The sequence below is a fragment of the Winogradskyella poriferorum genome (assembly GCF_036553625.1).
GTDB classification, from domain to species: Bacteria; Bacteroidota; Bacteroidia; order Flavobacteriales; family Flavobacteriaceae; genus Winogradskyella; species Winogradskyella poriferorum.
In genome coordinates this window covers 137,505-160,314 of sequence record NZ_JAZHOU010000007.1, presented here as the reverse complement: position 1 = coordinate 160,314, position 22,810 = coordinate 137,505, and the positions used below count along the sequence as shown (strand labels likewise).

The window sequence follows — 22,810 nt, the reverse complement described above, 5'->3', positions numbered from 1 at the left end:
TTTATACTGAAAATACAGTATAGATTGGTTATGTATGTAAGACGAGTGTTTAAAATATTTGTTACAAAGTAACGATATAAAACCTTACTTTAGTACTAATTAGTTGATATGGAAGATTTAAAAATTTCTAAAAAGAAGCCATCTTATCCAATTAATGATAAGTTGCATAATTATCTAAAGACCTATAATAGGAATATTCGATTGCCTATTTTTTATGATGATTTGCTACGTTTTCAAGGTTCAGTTGTGGTTTATGATAAAAACGAAGAAGATACACTTTGGGTACGTGTTTATTATAATGAATTTGAGAGGGAAGAAATTGACCGTAGCCTAAAGCTTGTCTACTCTATTTTAATATCTGATGGTAATGAAGACATTTTTAAGTACCTCAATGTAGATGCTGTTGATTATTGTACATTCGGAAACTCTAAACCTTTCAGAGTAAAGGTGAGAAATATATTGAACGATAACTACACATACTTCTATATAAAAAAAGGTGATGCTTCAAGAGTCTATGGTTTAGAGTTAGAACACATGTTATCTCCTTATAATCTAAACTTTTTAGTTTATAAAGACACTCTTATAGAAGAGCATATTGCAGGAATTCCTGGTGATGAGTTTATAAAAAACATGTTACCGCAACGTACAGAATCAGAAAAATCGCAGATAGCAAAAGAGTTTGTAAAGTTTAATGAGCGTTGTATGATTAGGTTACTGGGAGATATGCGTTCTTATAACTATGTTATTGTGCCTACTCACGATTTTGACCATGTGGTTTATAAGATAAGAGCTATAGATTTTGATCAACAGAGCTATGAAGGAAAATTGAAAATTTACAGGCCTCAGTTTTTTAAAGAAAATTATAAAATGGTAGAGTTGGTTAGAAATCGTATTCAGAAGGAATCTATAGACCAATACAAAATTGAGGAACGATCTATTATTGCAAAACGAATGTTAAGTTATCAAAATAGAATAAGTGAACTACTAGATTGTATGCATAACGATGTAATTTCTATCCCAAAACACATTGATTTATTAAAGGAAGAAATTTACAACTATACCAACGATTTAGAATTTAGACGCTGCAATAATATGGGTGGTATATTAAAAAATGCCTTAGATTTCGTAAAGCGAAATTACCAAGGCATTAATATGAAAAATTTCTTTTGATAGTTAATTCCAATTCTCGTCAAAATCGAGATTTTCGTAATCATCAATGTCTAGGTCATCATCAAATTCATTAAAGGCATCATCTTCTTCAGCTTCAAAAGTCTTATCAGGAGCCTCATCAGGAATTTGTCCGTGAACAAACATTAAGTTAGGGTAATCTGTACCTTGAGCTTCTTCTACAATTTCGGCAAGTTCTACATAGAATGTCCACATGCTTAAGAAATCATACACATAAATTAGCTTTGGTGACGCCTCGTGTACAATGTCTTTAATAATTGTTGTGCTCATCATTTTAACTTCATTACCGGCTTCACTCATATCGAACATAGCAATTTCTTCGCCTTGGTTCCATTCGTCATCGCTTATGTAAAATGAAGCCATTTCCATTCCATCAAATCCAAAAGATTGGGTAATGATGTTATGTAAATCTTCCATAGTATCTGTTTCGCGGATTTCTAAATCACGAAACACATCGTCTTCTGTATCGTTGTCTAATATGACTCTAAATCTGTAAATCATTTTGCAAAGATAGATTTTAAAACGTAATTATTATGTGGTGAAAAGTATTTAGTTTATGTGTTGACTATTCGGTAATTTATTTCTTGAATTTCCTGTTGTGCATTTTGATAAAATTCGTCAATTTGAGTGGGTTTTACGATTCAAAATGAGTAAAATCAGTATCGAGAATAGAATTTTTCAATTTAAACAGGTTCTCGATACAATTTTTCGTGCCTCAAAATCACTCGAACTGATGCTTAATTAAGATTTTGAAATCAAAATGCACATCGGCTTTGAATTGTTTAAAAGTTTACAAGTTTTTTTAGGGAACTCTTTGCGAGCATAATAACTTCCTCACATCTCACATCTCACATCTCACATCTCACATCTCACATCTCACTACTTACTAAAACGATGCAGTGTAAAAACCATACAACTCAATAAAATAAAAGCAACAACCTGATGTAAAACACCTAACCAAACTGGCACAGCAAGTAATAGTGTGAGTACACCTAACAAAAACTGTATACCAACTACAAGTAGAAGACTATTAACACCTTTCGATTGCCATTTTGTAATGTCGTTGCGTGTAGCTTTGTACCAAATTGCTAAAATAAATATAACCACTACGTAGGCTAATGTTCTGTGAACAAACTGTACTCCACTTTTTCCTTCCAGAAAGTTGAGGTAGGTTGGGTTTTGTTCTGTATACACAGTTTCGTGTATAAGCTTACCTTCGCTCATAAAAGGCCAGTGGTTGTGGATCCAACCTGCATCTAAACCTGCTACAAATGCACCATAAATTATCTGAATGATTAGTATAACAAGACCTATTCTAATAAAGTTTCTAAGCTTAGTGTCTACATTTTTTTTATTAGGAAACATTAAATCCAGAGCGACCCAAAATGTGTAAGCAAAAGTTAAAAAGGCTGTGGTTAAGTGTGCAGCTAGCCTATAATGACTTACATCTGGTCTGTCAACCAATCCACTCTTTACCATATACCAACCAAGAAAACCTTGAAAACCTCCCATAAGGAGCAGAACAATAGATTTTTTGATGGTAGGTTTTGAAAGTTGCTTTCGGATTAAAAAATAAATAAATGGAATAATGAACACTAAACCAATAAAACGACCAATGACACGGTGAATCCATTCCCAAAAATAAATGTCTTTAAAGTCTTCTAAAGTAAAGTGGTTGTTGAGTTTTTGGTATTCAGGATATTGCTTATAAAGCTCAAAGGCTTCATTCCATTCAATCTCATTCATTGGAGGAATTGTTCCAGAGATTAACTTGTAATTAGATATAGATAATCCCGAATGTGTAAGTCTGGTAATACCACCAACAATTACCATTATAAAAATTAAGAAACAACCTGTGAGTAGCCAGTAAATTACAGCTTTGTTATCCTTTTTCATTGTCTTTTTTCTTTTTCAGTTTTTCAATATTTTTTTCAAAGCAAATACTATTTTCAACACCTTTATATTGTCCGTAATTAGAAATTATAGTATAACCGTTCTTTTTATAAAATTCAACAGCTTCAATTTGTCTTATGCCTGTTTCTAATATGCAAGAATCATAGTTCAGTTCAGAAGCCCATTTTTCAAGTTCGTTTAAGAGTAAAGAGGCTATGCCTTTTCCTCTATGTTTTTCTGAAGTAAACATGCGTTTTATCTCAACGCTATTATTTTCAAAACCTTTAAAAGCTCCACAGCCTACAGATTTGTTTTCTGTGTAAGCGACAACAACATGGTTAAGATTTTCTATAGCGTTGTACTGATTGTAAAAATCGTGTTCATCTCCATCTGTAATCCTTAAATAGGCGTCGAGCTGGTTAACTAGATTAACAAAATCTTTATCTGAAGAATCAGTTCTTTTTAACCTAATCATACTGCTACAGTAAGTCCTAATTTTTTTCCTTTTTTTATCATTAATTGATATGCAGCCTCATGTTCATTTGGTATATCACCTTCTAAAATGGCTTCTTTTATGGCTTCTTTTATAATTCCAATTTCTTTTGAAGGCTTTAAATTAAAAGCCTTCATTATTTCTTCTCCAGAAACAGGTGGTTGAAAATTACGTACGCGATCACGTTCTTCAACCTCTACAATTTTATCTCTTACAAGTTTAAAGTTGTTATGATATTTTTTAAACTTTTTAGGATTCTTAGTCGTTATATCGGCTTCGCAAAGTGTCATTAAATCATCAACGTGTTCACCAGCATCAAAAACTAAGCGTCTCACTGCAGAATCAGTAACGTCACTAGCCAAAACAATTGGTCGAGAGCTCATTAATACCATTTTTTGAACAAATTTCATTTTGTCATTTAATGGCATTTTTAATCTTTTAAAAAGTTTGTAAACCATTTTAGACCCAACAAATTCGTGGGCATGGAATGTCCAGCCTACTTTTTTGCTAAATTTTTTGGTTGGAGCTTTACCAATATCATGAAGCAACGCAGCCCAACGCAACCAAAGATTATCAGTGGTTTCACAAATATTGTCAACTACTTCTAAGGTGTGGTAAAAGTTGTCTTTGTGCCGTTGGCCTTCTACTTCATCAATACCTTTGAGTGCTGTGAGTTCTGGTAAAATAAAATCTAAAAGTCCTGTTTTTTCCAGAAGTTTAAATCCTATGGAAGGTTTATCGCTTTCCAGAATTTTGTTTAACTCTGTAACAATGCGCTCTTTGGTTATAATTTTTATTCGGTCCTTATTGTCAGTAATAGCCTTTAGAGACTGTTCTTCAATTTTGAAGTTCAATTGCGTAGCAAAACGAATAGCACGCATCATACGAAGCGGATCATCACTGTAGGTTATATCAGGATCTAGAGGTGTACGAATAATACCTTTGTCTAGATCTTTTATACCATTGAAAGGGTCTAATAATTCGCCAAAGTTAGATGTGTTAAGACTAAGGGCAAGTGCATTTATTGTAAAATCACGACGATTTTGATCATCTTGTAGAGTTCCGTTTTCAACAATAGGATTTCTACTATTTTCATGGTAGCTTTCTTTTCGAGCACCTACAAATTCAACCTCAATGTCATCGTAGCGCAACATTGCTGTACCATAGGTTTTAAATATTTGAACCTTAGGATTTGTTTCTAGGTTTTTGGAAACTTGTTGTGCCAATTCAATACCACTACCAACAGCAACCACATCGATGTCTTTGGCATCTCCACGCTCTAAAAGATAATCGCGTACGAAGCCACCAATCACATAACAATCTAGCTGCAATTCTTCGGCTGAATGCGAAATGATTTTAAAAATATGGTGCTTTAAGGCTTGTTTGTGATTCACTTTCATGAAATAAAAATGGTTTTGCAAAGATACTACATAAGGCTAATTTTTTATGCTCTTCCGAGTATAGTTTTTACCCAAGTGGTGTAGAGGTGTTTTTTATAAATTTCTTCAGGAATATCTTGATATGGCTCTAAAAAGAAATTTCTAGGAATATTGATATTATCAAAATTTTCAATTACATGAATATTGTTAGGATTGTAAAACTCGTAATTTTTAATATCTGTATTCGAAGTGATAAGTTTTCTTTTAAAATAAATACTTTCAAAAACTCTAAATGTTAGTCCATCTTGAATACCATATTTATGAATATCGGCTATGATTGATGCTTGGTTTATTTCCTTTAAAACTTCAGAATTTGTCTTTCTTTCTGTAATAAATTGAATGAGATCAGACTTAGGTTGCTCTTTGTCTGAATGAACGAGAAATTTGTATTCGAATTTATTTTGTTTGAGAAAGGTAGCTAGTTTAATGAGACTTTTAAATCTATAATCTTTGGAAATAACAGTAAAAACTTGTGTTTTAGTTGCATCATTAACTTTGTAATTATTTAGATAGATGAAATTTGGAATGAATTTAAGGTTGAAATCTTTAACATCTCTTTTTTCATAAGAGTAAACCTCATCAAAAAAATGAATCACATCTTTTTTTCGCGGAATATTATTTATGGAGTCATGATAATAGGCGATTAATTTTTTACTGTTTTTTCTGAGAATTTTTAATTGCTTATCAAAAAATAAATCGGGTCTTATAATGAGTGTAAAGTCATAAGATTTATCTTTAATATCCTCAATTACCGGATTGTATTTGTAGTAGTTTTTTAGCTTTAGATTTTTAGTTTTTTTTAGATAAAAAGATGAAATCCTTTGTCCGATATTTTTGTATGGTTGATTTTTGTAATCGGCTAAATTATAGTAGTCTACAACGTCATAATGAGATTTTAGTTCTTCAAAAATACAATTGTAATAACCGCTTAAATCAAAAGTTATAAAGAGTGCTTTGGTGGGCTTCATGATTTATGGAATATTAGATTTCATGCTTAGATAACTCATCATGCATTTTCTTAGCAATAACTTTCTTGGTAAAGTTATCTAATAAGTATTGATACCCATTTTTTGTAAATTTATCTTGTAAACCTTTGTCTTGCATTAATAAAGTTACTTTTTCTGCAAAATCTTTAGGATTGCCTACTTTAGCTAAAAGACCAGTTTCGCCATCTACAATGACTTCAGAAATACCGCCAGCATCTGCAGCTACAATAGGAACTTTACAAGCATAAGATTCTAAAAGAACTCCTCCTGTAGGCTCGTTGTTTGAAGTGAATAAAAACAAATCAAATTCTGGTAAAATTTCAGGAACATCTCTCCTAAAACCTGTAAAAATAATGTGCTCTGTTAGGCCTTTTTCTTCTACATAATTCTTGATGTCTTGCTCCATGCTACCTTTGCCAACAAGTATGTATTTGGCTTTAATAGCATTTTCTTTAACTAAAATTTCAACAGTATCTACCCAAGTATAATGATCTTTGAAACCTGTGAATTCGGCAATATTACCAATTATTTTATAGTCTTTTGGAATGTTGAATTCTTCATGTAAAATTCCGGTGCCTTCTTGCTTTTTGAATTTATTTACATCAGTAACACTACCTATTACAGTTAATTTACTATGGTTTTTAACTGCAAATTTTAAAGATTCTACAACAGGTTGAGAGACACAAATAATTTTTTTTATGCCTTTGTAATTGTATTTCCACTTTCTGAAAAAATTGGTATCTACTCGTTTTATTAGTGTTCTACAAAGTACTAAAGGTACTTTCATTCCGAATAAAAAATGTGCTAAAACCGCTATAGTATGTGCTTTACTGCTATGAATGAAAATTACCGAAGCTTGTTTTTCTTGGGCTAACTTTTTAAATTCTTTTGCGTAAGATAAACTGTATTCAGATTTGTATTCAAAAGGAATTACTTGCATGCCTTTTTCGGTTGCAATACGTTCTACTTCAGAGCCTATAGGGCAAACAATCCATTGGTCTTCTACATAGCCTTCTGCTTTAAAAGCTTCGTATAAGTAGATGATTTTTTGTTCGTGACCACGCCAACCATTAGAGGCTGTAAATTGTATTAACCGCATTTAAAGTGTTTTTAGCAAAACAAAAGTAAGGTTTTTCAAGGTTACTTTATTTTATAGAGTCCCAAGGCTTTTTTAAACTTTTTACTTGCAAGAACATAATTAACGTAGAGCTTATTCTTTAGACTTAATTTTCGCCATTTTTTATGCGGAATAATCTCTTTAGATATTTTTTCTTCAATAGTTTCAGATACTATAAACTGAGTTTTTATATCGTCCCAATCTACATTGTCATAACCATCAAACTCATTAACTTTATTTTTTTCGTGTATTATAGACATCCAAAGACGTTTGTCTGAAATTTCAACACGTCTAGATTCTTTTTTCCACATATTATGATCGCTAAACCAAACTGTTTTTGGAGCTTCATTTTTTTCGATAAGACTTATAAAAGGGTTAAAAATATGCTCTTTTTTACCTAGCATTATTTCAGGTGAAATTTGAAGCGAATACCCTTTTAAGACATCAATAGCCATAAAATCTTGTGACTTAAATTGCTCTTGAATTGTATTGATGTAATCTTTATGGATACAGTCATCATTGTCTATACGAGAGGTGATGATGTATGGAGTATCCTTACTATCTTCTTCAATATACTGTTTGATGGAAGAATGAAAAGCGTCCATGCCATCAATATAGAAGGATTTAAAATGCGAATAAGGTTTTAGTAAAGTTTCTATTTCATCCTTAAAATCAGAATCTGTACTTGTGTCAAAAAACAATAGCCATTCAAACTTAGTGTTGCTTTGGCTAGCAACTGAAGGTAGACAGAAATTGCTAAACAAGCCAATGCGATGTGTCATCCATTCACGTGTTAAAAGCGTTTCGTTATTTTTAGTTACTTCCCAATTTTTATTTTTGAGGTTAAAACGTGTAATGAGATAATGTTTAAACATCTTCTTGCTGTTGTTTGATAGGCAAATTTAAAGAAATAATATTTCTACATCCTTAGTTTGCTAATTTGAAAGGCACGCTATAAATACCTACTTTTGCAAATCATTGTTAGATATGTTTTAACCTATGTCAGTAACCATTAAAATACACAAAAACTCAGCCTTGTCAAAAGACAGCTTAATGAAAGCTATTGAGAATTTTGACCATGAAGGAGAAATGATTGGTAATGGTTACCGAAACGTCATTAAAATTCTAACGATTGATGGGCAACGGTATAATATCAAGGAATTTAAGGTTCCTAATCTAGTCAATAAAATTGTCTATCGTTTTTTCAGAAAAAGTAAAGCAGAGCGATCATTTCTTTATGGTCAACGTTTATTGGACTTGGGAATTCTTACACCTTCACCTGAAGCTTATATAGAGTATAAATCGCTATTTATATTTGGAAAAAGTTACTATATAAGTAAACAATTAGAATACGATTTTACAATCAGAAAACTTATTGATGAGCCAGAGTGTGATGACTACGATAATATTCTCAGACAGTTTACACAGTTTACGTATAAGTTACACGAAAATGGTATTCACTTTTTAGATCATTCGCCAGGTAATACACTTATAAAAAAGACAAGTACTGGCTACGATTTTTATTTAGTAGATCTCAATCGTATGGAGTTTAAGACGTTAACTTATGATGAGCGCATGGCAAATTTTGCACGTTTATCTCCAAAAGATTATATGCTAGACATCATTAGTGATGAATATGCCAAATTGATTAACAAACCTCATGATGAAGTTAGAGAACGTATGTATCACTTTTCACAAAAGTTTTCGTCTGGCTTTAAAAAGAAAGAGGCTTTTAAAAAGAAGTATTATTTCTGGCGAAAAAAGAAAAACTAAATTTTCTTTTTATATAGTTCACGCAGCTTAGAATATTTCAAAAAGGTAATGTTTGCAGTTTGTACGCAAATAACAAACCCATTAAAACCATCTAAAAATCCAAGTCTTAAAATATAGGACTTAATGAACGCCCAGGTAGGATTCCAGATAATTTTCCATATCGGTGCCGTTTTACCTTTGTCATAATAGGCTTTTGCAGCGATGGTTGAGAAATATTCCGTTTTCTTGTTGAATTCAGAGTAAGTTTGATAGGTCCAATGTAAAATATCACCTTTTAAATGACCGCTCTTGGTTTTACTATCATGAAACTGTACATTATCATGTGGATTAATGCCTGTCCATTTCGCCTTGGTTTTATCAAAAACGCGTAGTTTTTTATTGGGATACCAGTCACTATATTTTATCCACTGACCACAAAAGTTGTTAAATCGGTTGGCATAATACCCATCAAATTTCCAATTGGTCTTTAATTCAATTATGGATTTTTGAAGTGTTTCAGAAAGGGCTTCATCACCATCAAGCGAAACCACATGGTTATAGGTGGTTTGTTCTAGAGCAAAATTTTTCTGTTCTATATACCCCAAAAATTCTTGCTCAATAAACGTTGCATTAAATTTTTGGCAAATTGCTTTAGTGTTATCCGTAGAATAAGAGTCTACAACCACAATCTCATCAACCACATTTACTAAGGATTCTAAACAACGCTCTATGTTTCGCTCTTCATTAAAGGTAATAATAACACCAGACAGTTTTAGCATAGTTGTGATTTCACTACCGTAAAAATAGTATTTTTGTGCTAATGAAATCATCACTAAAGGCTTCAGTTATCATAAGCACTTACAACCAGCCAAAATGGTTAGCGTTGGTGTTGCATAGTTATGGTATTCAAACAGAATCTAATTTCGAATTAATCATAGCAGATGATGGTTCTGATGATAGAACAAAGACTGTAATTGATGAGTTTTCTAAGCAGTCAAACATAAATGTTACTCACGTATGGCAAGAGGATGAAGGCTTTCAGAAAACCAAAATTCTTAATAAAGCCATAATAGCTTCAAATGCAGAATATCTCATATTTACGGATGGAGATTGTATTGCAAGAGCAGATTTTGTAGCAACACATTTAAGGTTGAAGCAAACGAGTTGTGCGCTATCAGGAGGGTATTTTAAGTTATCTGAAAAAATATCTCAAAGTATTACTAAAGAGATCATAGATGGTCAAAAATGTTTTGATAAACAATGGCTTTTAAAGCAAGGTCAGGCTAAAAGTTTTAAGCTAAATAAGTTAACGAAGTCTAAATTGAAAGCGAACCTCTTAAACACATTAACTCCAACAAAAGCTACTTTTGATGGTATGAATGTATCATGTCATAAAAAAGATATTTTAACTGTAAATGGTTTTGATGAGCGTATGCAATATGGAGGTGAAGACAGGGAAGTAGGCGAGCGTATGATGAATAACGGTGTAAGATTCAAGCAAGTGAGGTATAGCACTATTTGCGTACATTTGCATCACGAAAGACCTTATAAAAACGAAGAAGCAGAGACTTTAAATCTGAAAATTCGAAAAGAAACAAAAAAAAATAAATCAACATATACCAAGTTTGGTATTAAGAGATAAAAGATTCATGGCGTTACCAAAAATTACAGTCATTATTGCTACTTACAATAAAACCGATTGGTTAGAGAAGGTGCTGTATGGCTATAGTGTACAAACCTACAAAGACTTTGATATTATTATTGCTGATGACGGTTCTACAGAAGAAACCAAAAATTTAATTGATAAGTTTAAACAAGATTATCCTGTAGAAATTACGCACGCTTGGCATGAAGATAAAGGGTACAGACGCCAAAAAATTTTAAATGAAGCTATAGTCATGGCAAAAAATGATTATATCTTATTTACAGATGGAGATTGTATTCCACGTGAAGATTTTGTAGAAACTCATGCTAAACATGCAGAAAAAGGTTACTTTTTGTCTGGTGGCTACTGTAAACTCCCAATGGATATTAGCAAAACTATTGCTGAAGATGATATAAAATCTAAGCGTTGTTTTGAGGTTAAATGGCTTAAAGAACAAGGTGAACTTAGTGGAAAAAACAAACTAAAGCTCTCTGCAAAAAATGGCCTGGCTAACTTCTTGGATGTGGTAACTCCAACAGGTGCTACATTTAACAACTGTAATTCCTCAGCATGGAAATCTGATTTAATTGCAATCAATGGTTATGACGAACGTATGCAATATGGTGGGCCAGATAGAGAATTGGGTGAACGTTTGGTAAATAACGGCATTAAGACAAAACAAATACGATATAAAGCTATTTGTTTGCATCTAGATCATGCGCGTGGTTATAAAACACAAGAATCTTTAGATAGAAATTTAGCCATTAGAGCTAAAGTGAAAAAAGAAAATTTAAAGTGGACCGAATTCGGTATTAAGAAAGGTTAGGTCTATAATCTTTCTAAAAATTTGATCAAGTCTTCTTCAAAAAGGGAAGGTTTAAATTTTAAATACAATTCTGAAGCTTGAGATTTTAATTCCTTTGGGTGTTTTATATCTAAATATGGTTGGTTGTCATAATCTTTTAGATGAACCGAAACGTGCTTTATACCATCATCAAACATATTCCAAGCTTCTTTTTTTATCCAAGGAGAGAATATAGTGAATGTTGGAATGCTTAAAGCTTTCGCCATGTTTATAGCACCTCCTTCATTTCCTATTAGTGCATCGCAATGCTGTGTTATGGCTAAAAAATCTCTCAAACTTTTACCGAATACTTCAAAATGAATATGTTTTTGAGTTTCAGGTGCACAAAGCTCTAAAATGGCTTTAGCATCTTCTTCTTGCTTAGGGATATAATTGAATAAAATCTGGCTTTCGGGCTGCGTTTTTACAATTGTATCAATTACAGAAGCCATATATTCAAACGGATAAGTTTTGTTAGATCCGCTTCCCAAAACACCAATCATGTAGAGTGGCTTGTTAGTATCAATGTTACTTGATTCTAAAAACGCTTTAGCTTTAGATTCTTCCTCTTTAGTAAGATATATTTTGGGTCTTACTATTTTGCTGTTGTCTATGTCTAAAGTTTGAAGTAGTTGTAGACGGTTTTCTATGGCCAAACCGGCATTAGTATCTGCCTTAGCTTTGTGTTTGTATAAGTGAGTGTATAATAACTTATTTCTGCCTTTATCTATAGAAATTTTAATTTTCGCCTTAGAAAATAAGGTTATGAGGTTACTCGATAGTTTTGAGTAAACATCTACGATGGCATCATAATTTTCTTTACGAAGTTGTTTAGCAATTTTAAAAAGTTTCAGTTTACTGTTTTCGTGTTCTGGAGTAAAAAACTGAATCTTATCTATATAAGGATTTTGATCTACAACAGGGAAGGTATGCGTGTTAATGAGGTAATGTAATTCTGCATCAGGATATTGATGCTTAATGGCCTCAAACAATATGCTTGAAGCCAAAACATCACCAATCATTTTTTGTTGTATGATTAAAATTTTCATTCAGAAAAGCTTAATTATGCCAAAATTATTTTTTCCTTCTTAAGGAAATATTTGTAGTATAAAATAGCTTTTTTTAAACCGCTACATCATATTCGCGTAAAGCATCATTAAGAGATGTTTTTTTATCTGTACTTTCTTTACGTTTTCCAATAATTAATGCGCAAGGTACTTGGTATTCGCCAGCAGCAAATTTCTTAGTATAACTTCCAGGAATTACCACAGAACGCGCAGGTACTCTACCTTTCATTTCTACAGGTTCATCACCAGTGACATCTATAATTTTGGTGCTCATAGTTAATACCACATTGGCACCAAGAACCGCTTCTTTTTCTACATGTACTCCTTCAACAACAATACAACGGCTACCAATAAAAGCACCATCTTCAATAATTACTGGAGAGGCTTGTAATGGTTCTAAAACACCACCAATACCAACACCACCAGAAAGGTGTACATTTTTACCAATCTGTGCACAACTACCAACAGTTGCCCATGTGTCTACCATAGTGCCTTCATCTACATAAGCACCTATGTTAACGTAGCTTGGCATCATAATAACACCTTTAGAAATGTAAGCTCCATGTCTTGCTACAGCATGTGGTACAACTCTAATGCCTTTTTCCATGTAGTTGCGCTTCAATGGAATTTTGTCGTGGTATTCAAAAATACCTACCTCATGTGTTTCCATTTTTTGAATAGGGAAGTAAAGCACTACCGCTTTTTTAACCCATTCGTTTACTTGCCAGCCATTTTCAGTTGGTTCAGCAACACGAAGTGTGCCAGCATCTATTAGGTCTATAACACTTCTTATGGCATCAATAGTAACTTTATTGGTTAATTGAGAACGGTCATCCCAAGCATTTTCTATAACGGTTTGTAGTTGTTTCATGTGTCTAAAATTTTCGCAAAGATAAGTTGATAAACAGCCTTTGTAAAATATTTTTAAAAAGAATTGTGACCTATTCTAAAAAGTTGTGTCTCAACAGTATTAAATGCAATGTAAATTTATTTCATATAGGTTTATCTGAGGATTTAATTAATAGCTAATTATGAAAACTCCTCTCCCCTTAATTTGAGGAGTTTTCTTTTTTTGAAAAAAAATGTGACCATTTAAAAGATATGGTGTCTTAAAGATATAATTAACGTGATTTATTTATAGAGGGTAATAAAATCAACGACTTAATTAATAGCTAATTTTAAAAACGCTTCTTTTTACTAAGAAGCGTTTTTTATTACACTATCTTTGCAGTAATGGGAAGAATTTTAGCCATAGATTACGGTACAAAACGGACAGGATTGGCAGTTACAGATCCTATGCAAATTATTGCATCTGGATTAACAACTGTTGAAACAAAAGAATTGATTCAGTATTTAAAAGCTTATGTTAATTCCGAAGTTGTAGAAAAATTTGTTGTAGGAGAGCCAAAACAGATGGATAATACTGCTTCAGAGAGTGAAGTGCATATTCAGAAGTTTTTAGAAAAACTGCAAAAAGAAATTCCACAAATCCCTGTGGTGCGTGTAGATGAACGTTTTACGTCAAAAATGGCTTTTCAAACCATGATTGATAGTGGGCTAAAGAAAAAACAAAGACAGAATAAAGCACTTGTAGATGAAATAAGTGCAACCTTAATATTGCAGAGTTATTTGGCTTCAAATTTTTAAATAAGAATTGTACTTTTGCACCCGAAAACAACAAAGTTATGATATTACCAATAGTTGCATATGGAGATGCCGTATTAAAGAAAAAGGCTAAGGAAATCGATAAAGATTACCCAAAGCTTAATGAGTTGATAGAAAATATGTACGAGACTATGTATGGTGCTTATGGTGTTGGTTTAGCTGCACCACAAGTTGGTTTGCCTATCCGTTTATTTTTGGTAGATACAGAACCTTTTTCAGACGATGAAGATTTGTCTGAAAAAGATAGAGAACAAATGAAGAATTTTAAGAAAACATTCATCAATGCTCAGATTTTAGAAGAAGAAGGAGATGAATGGGCCTTTAATGAAGGCTGTTTAAGCATTCCAGATGTTAGAGAAGATGTATTTAGAAAGCCAAAAATAAAGATTCAATATCAAGATGAAAATTTTGAAACGCATGTTGAAGAATATGATGGTTTAATCGCCAGAGTCATTCAGCATGAGTACGATCATATCGAAGGAATTTTATTTACAGACAAACTATCTTCGTTTAAAAAGCGTTTGATTAAAGGTAAATTGACAAATATTTCAAAAGGAAAAATAAGAATAGATTATAAAATGCGTTTTCCTGCAATGAGCAAAAAACGTTAATACAAAATATATGAGCTTAGATAAAATATTAGCTATTTCTGGAAAGCCAGGATTATACGAAATTGTAACACAAACAAGAACAGGTGCTGTTGTACAATCTTTAATTGATAAAAAGAGAATCACTGTAGGAGCACATAGTAACATTAGTATCTTAAGTGAAATTGCTATTTATACTTTAACAGAAGAAGTGCCTCTAAAAGATGTGCTTAAGAAGATTAAAGATAAAGAGAATGGTGAACAAACATCGATTAGCCATAAAGATGGAAAAGATACTTTAGAAGAATATTTCTTCGAAGTTTTACCAGATTATGATGAAGATCGTGTATATGCTTCAGACATTAAAAAGGTGGTCCAGTGGTACAATTTACTTCATAAAAACAATCTTTTAGAATCTCTTGAAACTGAAGAAGAAGTAACTGCTTCTGACGAAGAAGAATAATTACAGACGTCAGTTCGAGTGATTCCGAAGAATGAGGAATTGTATCGAGAACATTTTCAAAGTTAGAAATTCTTATTCTCGGTAAAAATTTCATTCATTTCAATCATAAAATTCACTCGAATTGATGAATTTTATATAGCTATAAATTAACAATGTCGGATAAAACTGCCCAACTAAAAGCTTTTGAACGTTTGCTTGTTATTATGGACGAGTTGCGAGAGCAATGTCCGTGGGATAAAAAGCAAACGATGGAATCGCTGCGTCATCTCTCCATAGAAGAGGTTTACGAACTTGGTGATGCCATTTTAGATAATGACTTAGATGAGGTAAAGAAGGAGTTGGGAGATGTGTTACTACATATTGTTTTCTATTCTAAAATAGGAAGTGAAACAAATAATTTTGATATCGCAGATGTATGTAATAGCATCTGCGATAAACTTATAGATCGTCATCCTCACATCTATGGAGATGTTAAGGTTGAAAACGAAGAAGACGTAAAACGCAATTGGGAGCAACTAAAACTCAAAGAAGGTAAGAAAAGCGTTCTCGAAGGTGTGCCAAGAAGTTTGCCTGCAATGGTAAAAGCCAACCGAATACAAGACAAAGTAGCAGGAGTTGGTTTTGATTGGGAACAACCAGAACAAGTTTTTGAAAAAGTAGAAGAGGAGTTAGCCGAATTAAAAACTGAAATAGCAAAAGGTAATCAAGATGCTATTGAAAGCGAGTTTGGTGATGTTTTATTTTCTATGATTAATTATGCACGCTTTCTAAAAGTAAATCCTGAAAATGCTTTAGAACGTACCAATAAAAAATTCATAAAACGCTTTCAATATTTAGAAAGTAAATCTAAAGAACTTAATAAGCCACTAAAAGACATGACCTTATCTGAGATGGATGTCTTTTGGGAAGAGGCGAAATCTCTTTAGTTTATATTTTGTCATTCCGTACTTGATGCGGAATCCACCTTTACACTACCGATTTTTAGATTCCTGCCTTCGCAGCAATGACAAAAGAGAGATATGTTAAAATTATCCTAAATCAAAATCCTTAAGATCCAAACAGAAATTTCTCACGTAAATAAGGTATATAAAGACAACAACGTTTTTATATTCTTAGTAGGAAATCTTAATTATTATTAAGCGGTTGTAATTAAGGTTAATTTAGTTTAGTTAGGGCAAAACCCATCTGTTAGTAGCAGATGGGTTTTGATTTTTATATAAAAAAAGAGATTATAAGAATCTTAAGAATACATCCCACGAATCTTGTTAAGCTTAGCTTTCCATGTTTCTAGTTCTTTTTTGTGCTTAGCAATATTTTTATGTACATCTTTTACCAATGGATTATCAGAATCTACATTAGTGAAAAATTGTAAGTTGTTTTCAAGCTGCGTTATTTCAGATTTTACCTCGCCAATTTTCTTGCGGATAAAGTTTTGTTCGTTATCTAAAAGTCTGGTATCATCGTCATTATTGGCTAAATTTTCAAGCTTACTTTCAAATTTTACCATCTCTAACTTAGACTTCTCCATTTTTAGTTTATCAAAAGCATCGTCAATTGCTTTATAGAATTTACCATCTATGTAGCGCTTGTTTTGTGGTACATAACCAATTTCTTTCCACTCAGCAATTCTGGTTTTTAAATTTTCTACATCAGCTTTGTTATCGCCACTTAGTTCCATTGCTTTTAGATCATCAAGTAACTTTACTTTTTTATCAAAAGCATCATACAAATGCTGGTTTTCAGCTTTACGCTGAGCATGCATTCTATCAAAGTAGTGGTTACAAGCATTTTTAAACTGTTTCCAGATTTTGTCGCTATCGCGTCTTGGAACATGACCAATTTTTTTCCAATCGTTTTGAATTTTCTTCATTAAAGGAGTAACAACTGCAAAGTCGTCGCTGTCTTTGTTTTCTTCAGCAATTTTGATAAGTTCCTTCTTCTTTTGAAGATTCTCATATTGGTCTTTCTTTAAATCTTTATAGAATTTATTTTTACCTCGATTAAAGTTTCTAACGGTATCTTTAAACTTTGCCCAAGTAGATTCGTTTACTTTTAAAGGTACTTTGCCTGCATTAAAAAATGCTTCGCGTAGTGCTTCAACTTCTTTAATTTTCTTTTGCCAAGCACTATGAGTATTAGCTTTGTCGTCTGCAATGGCTTGAATTTTTGCTATGATTTCTTCTTTCTTTTCAAGATTTTTCTCATAAGCTTTGTCTAAATCAGCATAGTAAGCCTGGCGCTTATCATGTATGGTTTTTGTAGCATTGCTAAAACGCTCCCAAATTTCTTCTCTGTGTTCTTTAGCTACTGGACCCAGCTCTTCTTTCCAAAGTTTGTGTAGTACTTGCAGTTCTCTAAAAGCACGATTTACATTATCATCCTTCGCCAATTCTTCGGCACGTTCTATAATCTTTAATTTTTGATCATAGTTGTGCTTAAAGTCCATATCTCGCAAGTCGTTATTAAGATGCAAGAAGTCGTAAAAACGCTCTACATGATGATGATATGTGTTCCAGGCATTGTTATATTTATCTCTAGGTATTGGCCCAGCATTTCGCCATTTTTCTTGAAGCTCTTTAAAGGTTTTATAAGTGCTTCCCATGTTTTCTTCAACGGAAAGTAGGCCTTTAATTTCTTCAATAATAGCCAATCTGTTTTCTAGATTTTGCTTTAGGTTATGCTCACGTTCTTTGTAATAAGCACTTATAGATTGCTTGTAATCTTTATAAAGTTGATTGAATAATTTTTTGGTATCGTTGGTGTAGTAGAAGTCTATTTCATTACCACCATCGTTTATAAATTCTTCTTTCTTTTCTTCTAAAAGTTCACCAAATTTAGCATTGAATTCTGCTTTAATTTCATTGACTTGTTTAGAGATGGTCTGAATTTTATGATGCTTTAAAAGTCTGTTGAGCTCTTCTGCCAAATCTTGCATAGACATAGCATGGTAGTCTTTTTCTTCTACCTCATGACGCTCTGCATTAGATTCATCTTCTGCGTCCTCTGCATTAGAAGCTTCAATTTCTGAATGCGCATCAGCATCTACTTTAGATTCATTGTTAGAATCTTCAGCAGTTTCATTTTCATTTTTCAATTCAGTAGTTTCTTCAACTTGTGGAGCTGATTCTTCTTGCGGAGCATTGTTTTGTAACTCTACTTCTTTTTTTCCGTCTGCATCTTGCAGGTTATCATTCTCAGACATATGTCAAAATATTTATTAGGAGGTTAAAGATACTAACAACTCGTTGAATTACAAAGCAAATAAAAGGGTGAAGTTTATTTGTGTAATTGTTTAATCGTTGATGTGTTTATTTGTTTAATAGTTGGATAATAAGAATGTTGAAGACTTTAAATAAAGGTTATTAGAATTTAGTTTCACTAATCACTACTTATTCCAGATTTCCCAAGATTTTTCGGCCTGTAGTTTTAGCATTTCTAAACCATTAATAATTGTAGCTCCTTTTAATTTCCCACAATTAAGGAATTTGGTTTCTTCTGGATTATAGATAAGATCATACAAAATATGTTTATCTGTTATGCCATCGTAAGGAATGTCAGGACATTCATTTATATTGGGAAAAGTACCGATTGGTGTACAGTTTATAATGATTTGAAATGACGTAATGATGTCTTCAGTCAATTCAGAGTAGGTATAGGTAACACCTTCTTTTTTGGTACGTGATACATAATGATATTTAATACCAAGTTTCTTTAATGCATGTGCAATAGCTTTAGAAGCTCCACCAGTACCCAGAATTAAAGCGCGTTTCTGACATTTTTTTAAATGTGGCTTTAATGAGTTTTTGAAACCATCATAATCGGTGTTAAAACCGATTAACTTACCCTTTTTTATTTTTATAGTATTAACTGCACCTATCTTTTTGGCACGTTTATTCAATTTGTCTAGTAGAGGAATCACTTCTTCTTTGTAAGGAATTGTAACGTTAAGACCTTTTAAGTTTGAAGTATTTTCAATAATTTCCTTTAGTTCATCAATTGATTCTAAATCAAAATTCACATAAGAATGCGGTAAACCTTCGTTTGAAAATTTATCCGCAAAATACCCTCTTGAAAATGAATAGGAAATGTTTTTTCCTACCAGTCCGAATTTAAGCTTTGATTTGTCTTGTGCGTTGTCCATACCATTCTAATCCCAAAACAATGAGAATTCCTAAGCCAATATACGCAATTGCAATATAAGTTTCGGTAGTCGCTTCAGGGAAAAAACGCTTGTAATTTGCAATGACTTGTTTGCCAGTAGAATCTAAAATATAGCTGCCATCAATATTTGTTTTATAGACAGTTTCTTTCCAAGGCCAAACCACACCAAGAGACCCAATAATAAAACCAACAATAGTTGCTAGTGTAATATTTTTGTAATGGTGTAAAATGTAATTTAATACGTGCGAAAAGGTCACCAAACCTGTCACAGAGCCTAACGTAAATATGCCAAGCACTTTAAGCATTCTAATTCGATCTTCATTTTTAATAAACTCAAAATTACCAGTAAATATATCTGAAATAGTGTCGTAAAGCGCATTAACAGAGTCTACTAGAAGGAGTACATAATTTCCTAGTAGAATTAAAATAAATGAACCTGAAAAACCCGGAAGCGTCATACCAGAAACACTAATAATACCACAGAAAAATACAAACCATAGATTATCGTTTTCTTTTGCAGGATCTAAAAAACTAATGCTTATACCGACAACTGCACCAAGGATTAAAGCGATAATTGTTTTGCTATTCCAGGCTTTAAAATCTTTACTGATGTAATAGATAGAGCCTAGTATCATCCCAAAAAATGCGCTCCAAACATAAAGCTGAAAGTTAACAATGAGGTAATCAAGTATTTTAGAAACACTAAAATAACTAACTACCATTCCCAAGAATAAAAGCCCTAGGAATTTACCATTGATATACTGATAAAAACTTTTAAAACGACCATTGAAAAGAAGCTTGAAAGCAGTTTTGTTGACTCGTTGAAGCGAGTAAATGAATTCTTCGTAAAAACCTGCTACAAAGGCTACAACACCACCTGAAACACCAGGAACTTTGTTGGCAGCTCCCATAGCCAACCCTTTAATGACCAAAAAAATACGATCCTTAAAAGTTCTGGTGCTTTGCATTAGATTTTATTCTTTTGATCTCCTAAACGTTCTAAAATTAATATAGCTACAAAACCAACCACAATAAATATAACGGCTAACTCCATTTGATTATCTCCTTCATAAGCTGAAGGTAAGATGCTTTGGTCTAACAGCGTCACTACTTCTCCCTCGGAATTAACTCTGGTTTTTAAAACTTTTTTCCATGGCCAAATTTTGTTGAGAGAGCCAATCATAAAGCCGGTTAAAATGGCAAGCGTAAGATTTTTTTGATGTTTAAACATCCAGTTAAGTGCTTTTGAAAATACTTTTAATCCAACAACTGCACCAATAGCAAGCAATACAAACTTTAAAAAGGCATCTTTAAATAATTCCATATTACCTGTAACCAATCCATCTCGTAAATTGTTTATGGTGTCAATTGCAGTCTGATAAGCACCTAAAATAAGTAGGATGAATGCACCTGAAACACCTGGTAAAATCATAGCAATGATGGCAATGAATCCACAGAATAATAAATAAAATGGACTATCTGGTGAGGCAAATGGTTCTGCTAACGTTATGTAATAGGATAGAGCAGAAGTTGCTATAATAGCAATGATTATTTTTGGTGACCATCCTTTTATTTGTTTTGCTATGTATAGAATACTTGCTAGTACCAATCCAAAAAAGAAAGACCATAATAAAATAGGTTCGTTGTGCAAAAGCCACTTTATAAGTTTGGCTAAGGATAAAATACTAATGGCAATTCCAGAAAATAATGCCAAAAGGAATGAGCCATTGATAGATTTCCAGGCGGTTTTAAAACCTTGTTGTTTCCATACTTTAAAAACACCTAGATTTACTTTATCTATACTTTCAATAAGTTCTTCGTAAATACCAGAAATAAAGGCTATAGTCCCACCAGAAACACCTGGTACAACATCGGCAGCTCCCATGGCTACACCTTTAAAAGCAATAATAAGATAGTCTAAAAAACGTCGTTGCATTTCTTTAAATATAAGAAACGCTAAGGTATGGATTTTTTTAGTCGGAAGCCTTCTTTGCTTCCGAAATTATGGCTTTAACCATTGGTCTGTCAACAAGCAAAGGAAATAGTTCAGAAACAATAAAACTATAATCTATATTAAGTCTCAATGCATTTTTTAGATGAAAACGACCTTCTTGCGTTTGATGTGTTGTAAAGTATAAGCCACCAAGTCTGTATTCAATTTCTGGATTTTCGGGATAGAACTCAGCAGCTTGCAGAAGATTATAAATAGAAGCTTCATATTCACCTAAAGCAATTAAAATATCTGACCGATCCAACCACGTATCTAGTTCGTAATTACCAAGCTCCAAGGTTCGTTTGTAGCCAATTTCTGCTTCTTCAAGGAAGTTTAAACGTTTATTAATTGTGGCATAAAGTTTCCAATACAACACATTTTCACCATCAATATTTACGGCATTGCTGATAAACTTCAACGCCTTGTTGTAGTCTAAGCGTTTCATGTAAAACTTAGTAATAGCAATCCATCCTTTGTCTAATAACGCATCATCTTTAATGGTTTTATTAAAAAATTGTACTGCCATATCATCTTGTCCAAGTTTTTCATAACAATATCCAATTCTAAGTAAAGCGAATGATGTAGGTTCATCAAGGGCTAAAGTTACTTTGTAGTTTTCTATAGCTTCTTCGTATTGCTTTAGTTTTTCTAAAACTTTACCTTTTTCAATATAAGCGCCTACAAAAGTATCGTCTGAGATGATTGCAAAATCAAAAGCTGCATTTGCTTTTGCATAATCCTTAATGGTGAAATACTGACGTCCTAACTGATGCCAAGCCACTTCGCAATAAGGATTAGAATCTAAAAAGTTATTGAGATAGCTTATAGCTTCTTCATTCTGGTCTAAAAAATCATAGCAATAAACAATGTTATGCAATGCTGAGTAATCAGAAGTGTCACTTTCTAAACACTTTTTGAAGTAAATCACAGCATTTTCAAACTGATCCAAGAATAAATATTCCATACCTATAAGAGCATATAAATCCGAATCATCTTCTGGAGTAGAAGAGATGTCTATGGCAATTAAAAGCGTGTTAATTGCTTTTTCATGCTCATCTTGTTTAGAAAGTACATTGGCTTTTTGAATGTAAATCTCTTCGTTATTAGGTTCAATATCATGAAGCATATCTAAAATTTCATCTGCTTCTGAGAATTTATTTTCAATAACCAATATTTCTACTTGGAATAATCTTAGGTTGATTGAAGTTGGGTGTTGTTCTAATCCAAGTTTAATGGCGCGTTTTGCTAAGGCAATTTTACCATTTTCAAGATAATGATGAATAATATTCTCAAATTCATTTGAATCGAAAAACAAAATATCATTTGTCTTTAGCATGGACTCAAATCTTGTAAGCGGATAGTTTTCGTCTTCGTGACTATAATTCATAAGCGGTTTTAAGATTCACTACTCTAAATTACAGTTATCATCAAATGTTCTTTGTTAAATGCGTTTTTGTTTTTAACAAATTAATTAACATTGATTTAAACTTAGGTTAAAGTTTGTTTTTGCTTGTAAA

General features: G+C 32.5%; 23 protein-coding genes. 8 read left to right on the top strand and 15 right to left on the bottom strand.

Annotated features, from left to right (window positions below; genetic code table 11):
* The first annotated feature begins 108 nt into the window (after window positions 1-108).
* The gene (locus tag V1468_RS15620) at window positions 109-1,170 is read left to right on the top strand and encodes a hypothetical protein (RefSeq protein WP_331811141.1); all 1,062 of its coding nucleotides are present in this window, start codon (window positions 109-111) and stop codon (window positions 1,168-1,170) included.
* Between the two features lie 3 nt (window positions 1,171-1,173).
* Here V1468_RS15620 and V1468_RS15615 read toward each other — a convergent pair whose 3' ends face one another.
* The 7 genes from V1468_RS15615 to V1468_RS15585 all read right to left on the bottom strand — a co-directional run bounded on the left by V1468_RS15615 (window position 1,174) and on the right by V1468_RS15585 (window position 7,991).
* Window positions 1,174-1,689 carry an IS1096 element passenger TnpR family protein gene (locus V1468_RS15615; protein WP_331811140.1) on the bottom strand — a complete coding sequence of 172 codons (516 nt, stop codon included), beginning with the start codon at window positions 1,687-1,689 and terminating at the stop codon, window positions 1,174-1,176.
* 378 nt (window positions 1,690-2,067) lie between these two features.
* Window positions 2,068-3,084 (bottom strand): COX15/CtaA family protein, encoded by a 1,017-nt coding sequence (locus V1468_RS15610; RefSeq protein WP_331811139.1) that lies wholly within the window; start codon window positions 3,082-3,084, stop codon window positions 2,068-2,070.
* Window positions 3,071-3,556, bottom strand: a complete 486-nt coding sequence (locus V1468_RS15605; RefSeq protein WP_331811138.1) for a GNAT family N-acetyltransferase — start codon at window positions 3,554-3,556, stop codon at window positions 3,071-3,073. The genes V1468_RS15610 and V1468_RS15605 overlap by 14 nt, the downstream gene beginning before the upstream one ends.
* Window positions 3,553-4,968: a CCA tRNA nucleotidyltransferase gene (locus V1468_RS15600; RefSeq protein WP_331811153.1), complete on the bottom strand. Its 1,416-nt coding sequence runs from the start codon at window positions 4,966-4,968 to the stop codon at window positions 3,553-3,555. The genes V1468_RS15605 and V1468_RS15600 overlap by 4 nt, the downstream gene beginning before the upstream one ends.
* Window positions 4,969-5,018: 50 nt before the next feature.
* Complete coding sequence (locus V1468_RS15595) at window positions 5,019-5,981, bottom strand: hypothetical protein (RefSeq protein ID WP_331811137.1); 963 nt, start codon at window positions 5,979-5,981, stop codon at window positions 5,019-5,021.
* A gap of 13 nt (window positions 5,982-5,994) precedes the next feature.
* The gene (locus tag V1468_RS15590; RefSeq protein WP_331811136.1) at window positions 5,995-7,098 is read right to left on the bottom strand and encodes a glycosyltransferase family 4 protein; all 1,104 of its coding nucleotides are present in this window, start codon (window positions 7,096-7,098) and stop codon (window positions 5,995-5,997) included.
* Window positions 7,099-7,139: 41 nt separating this feature from the next.
* Window positions 7,140-7,991, bottom strand: coding sequence for a glycosyltransferase (locus V1468_RS15585; RefSeq protein WP_331811135.1), 852 nt, complete (start codon window positions 7,989-7,991; stop codon window positions 7,140-7,142).
* 124 nt (window positions 7,992-8,115) lie between these two features.
* Here V1468_RS15585 and V1468_RS15580 point away from each other — a divergent pair, with 124 nt between their 5' ends.
* Window positions 8,116-8,889, top strand: a complete 774-nt coding sequence (locus V1468_RS15580) for a Kdo domain containing protein (RefSeq protein ID WP_331811134.1) — start codon at window positions 8,116-8,118, stop codon at window positions 8,887-8,889.
* Here the strand turns inward: V1468_RS15580 and V1468_RS15575 are convergent.
* The gene (locus tag V1468_RS15575) at window positions 8,886-9,698 is read right to left on the bottom strand and encodes a glycosyltransferase family 2 protein (RefSeq protein ID WP_331811133.1); all 813 of its coding nucleotides are present in this window, start codon (window positions 9,696-9,698) and stop codon (window positions 8,886-8,888) included. The two genes, V1468_RS15580 and V1468_RS15575, sit on opposite strands and share 4 nt — an antisense overlap.
* Here V1468_RS15575 and V1468_RS15570 point away from each other — a divergent pair.
* Both V1468_RS15570 and V1468_RS15565 read left to right on the top strand, forming a co-directional pair.
* Window positions 9,689-10,510, top strand: a complete 822-nt coding sequence (locus tag V1468_RS15570) for a glycosyltransferase family 2 protein (RefSeq protein WP_331811132.1) — start codon at window positions 9,689-9,691, stop codon at window positions 10,508-10,510. The two genes, V1468_RS15575 and V1468_RS15570, sit on opposite strands and share 10 nt — an antisense overlap.
* Before the next feature lie 7 nt (window positions 10,511-10,517).
* A complete protein-coding gene (locus tag V1468_RS15565; RefSeq protein WP_331811131.1) occupies window positions 10,518-11,339 on the top strand; it encodes a glycosyltransferase family 2 protein in 822 nt (273 codons plus the stop codon).
* A gap of 2 nt (window positions 11,340-11,341) precedes the next feature.
* Here V1468_RS15565 and V1468_RS15560 read toward each other — a convergent pair whose 3' ends face one another.
* Window positions 11,342-12,406, bottom strand: coding sequence for a glycosyltransferase family 9 protein (locus tag V1468_RS15560; RefSeq protein ID WP_331811130.1), 1,065 nt, complete (start codon window positions 12,404-12,406; stop codon window positions 11,342-11,344).
* A gap of 73 nt (window positions 12,407-12,479) precedes the next feature.
* Window positions 12,480-13,295, bottom strand: coding sequence for a 2,3,4,5-tetrahydropyridine-2,6-dicarboxylate N-succinyltransferase (locus V1468_RS15555; RefSeq protein ID WP_331811129.1), 816 nt, complete (start codon window positions 13,293-13,295; stop codon window positions 12,480-12,482).
* Window positions 13,296-13,657: 362 nt separating this feature from the next.
* Here V1468_RS15555 and ruvX point away from each other — a divergent pair, with 362 nt between their 5' ends.
* The 4 genes from ruvX to mazG all read left to right on the top strand — a co-directional run bounded on the left by ruvX (window position 13,658) and on the right by mazG (window position 16,065).
* On the top strand, window positions 13,658-14,071 hold the full coding sequence (gene ruvX, locus V1468_RS15550) for a Holliday junction resolvase RuvX (protein ID WP_331811128.1): 414 nt from the start codon (window positions 13,658-13,660) through the stop codon (window positions 14,069-14,071).
* A 38-nt stretch (window positions 14,072-14,109) separates the two neighbouring features.
* A complete protein-coding gene (gene def, locus V1468_RS15545; RefSeq protein WP_138433798.1) occupies window positions 14,110-14,700 on the top strand; it encodes a peptide deformylase in 591 nt (196 codons plus the stop codon).
* Window positions 14,701-14,710: 10 nt separating this feature from the next.
* The gene (locus tag V1468_RS15540) at window positions 14,711-15,139 is read left to right on the top strand and encodes a DUF5606 family protein (protein WP_331811127.1); all 429 of its coding nucleotides are present in this window, start codon (window positions 14,711-14,713) and stop codon (window positions 15,137-15,139) included.
* 152 nt (window positions 15,140-15,291) lie between these two features.
* The gene (gene mazG, locus V1468_RS15535; protein ID WP_331811126.1) at window positions 15,292-16,065 is read left to right on the top strand and encodes a nucleoside triphosphate pyrophosphohydrolase; all 774 of its coding nucleotides are present in this window, start codon (window positions 15,292-15,294) and stop codon (window positions 16,063-16,065) included.
* 314 nt (window positions 16,066-16,379) lie between these two features.
* Here mazG and V1468_RS15530 read toward each other — a convergent pair whose 3' ends face one another.
* The 5 genes from V1468_RS15530 to V1468_RS15510 all read right to left on the bottom strand — a co-directional run bounded on the left by V1468_RS15530 (window position 16,380) and on the right by V1468_RS15510 (window position 22,680).
* Window positions 16,380-18,341, bottom strand: coding sequence for a DUF349 domain-containing protein (locus tag V1468_RS15530; protein WP_331811125.1), 1,962 nt, complete (start codon window positions 18,339-18,341; stop codon window positions 16,380-16,382).
* A gap of 183 nt (window positions 18,342-18,524) precedes the next feature.
* Window positions 18,525-19,280, bottom strand: coding sequence for a shikimate dehydrogenase family protein (locus V1468_RS15525; protein ID WP_331811124.1), 756 nt, complete (start codon window positions 19,278-19,280; stop codon window positions 18,525-18,527).
* Window positions 19,249-20,268 carry a DUF368 domain-containing protein gene (locus V1468_RS15520; RefSeq protein WP_331811123.1) on the bottom strand — a complete coding sequence of 340 codons (1,020 nt, stop codon included), beginning with the start codon at window positions 20,266-20,268 and terminating at the stop codon, window positions 19,249-19,251. The genes V1468_RS15525 and V1468_RS15520 overlap by 32 nt, the downstream gene beginning before the upstream one ends.
* Entirely contained in the window at window positions 20,268-21,236 is a 969-nt protein-coding gene (locus tag V1468_RS15515; RefSeq protein ID WP_331811122.1) for a DUF368 domain-containing protein, read from the bottom strand. Before V1468_RS15515 ends, V1468_RS15520 begins: the two co-directional genes overlap by 1 nt.
* Before the next feature lie 37 nt (window positions 21,237-21,273).
* Window positions 21,274-22,680: a tetratricopeptide repeat protein gene (locus V1468_RS15510; RefSeq protein WP_331811121.1), complete on the bottom strand. Its 1,407-nt coding sequence runs from the start codon at window positions 22,678-22,680 to the stop codon at window positions 21,274-21,276.
* Between the last annotated feature and the right edge of the window lie 130 nt (window positions 22,681-22,810).